General features: G+C 65.8%; 1 protein-coding gene (running past one end of the window). It reads right to left on the reverse strand.

Features of this window, described 5'->3' with window-relative positions; translation table 11 throughout:
- Positions 1-276: 276 nt before the first annotated feature.
- Positions 277-612, reverse strand: the 3' portion of a protein-coding gene (locus E6J58_22250) for a glycosyltransferase (GenBank protein ID TMB32653.1). 240 nt of this gene lie beyond the right edge of the window; 336 of the gene's 576 nt are visible here — the last part of the coding sequence; its start codon lies beyond the right edge, outside the window; its stop codon occupies positions 277-279.

A 612-nucleotide genomic window follows, 5' to 3' on the forward strand; every position in this document is an offset into this window, starting at 1 on the left:
CATAGAGATTCGCATCCCCGGGCGACAGGCCTCTGCGCGACATTTCCCGGCGCACGCGAAGAGCCAGCGCTGGATATCCGCCCAAAGCGAGCAGACTCCACCCCGAAGTCGGAAGCAGCAGAGTGAAGGTTGCCAAGGGTACGAACACTCCCCAGAACAGTGTGCTCCTGATGTCGTGCCCCCAGAGACGCTCGGGAGAGCGTGCGGTTCGGTACCATCCCTCCGTAGAGGCGTAACCCGCGCGAAAGGCTCGTCGCCACCATTCGGCGAACCGGGTCATCGCTGCATCGTGAAGGACCATCTCGGCGTCGACGCGTAAGACGCTCCTACCGGACGCGCGCACGCGCAAGCACAAGTCAGCCTCCTCGGCTGCGATGAGCGTGGGATCGAACCCCCCCGCTTTGAGAAACACTGGCGCACGCCAGAGGGCGTTGCCGCCGCAGGAATCGATCTCTCCAGGCGGCTGGTCCCACTCGAGATCGCAGAGGCGGTTGTAGATGGTCGCGTCCGGGAACCGCTCGCGCACCCTCCCGCAGACGGCTGCCGCCCGGGGAGTGGCGGAGAGCGCGGCGACCCCCTTTTCGATCCAGCCCGGATGCAACTCGCAGTCGC

The organism is Deltaproteobacteria bacterium (genome assembly GCA_005879535.1).
Taxonomy (GTDB): Bacteria; Myxococcota; Myxococcia; order Myxococcales; family 40CM-4-68-19; genus 40CM-4-68-19.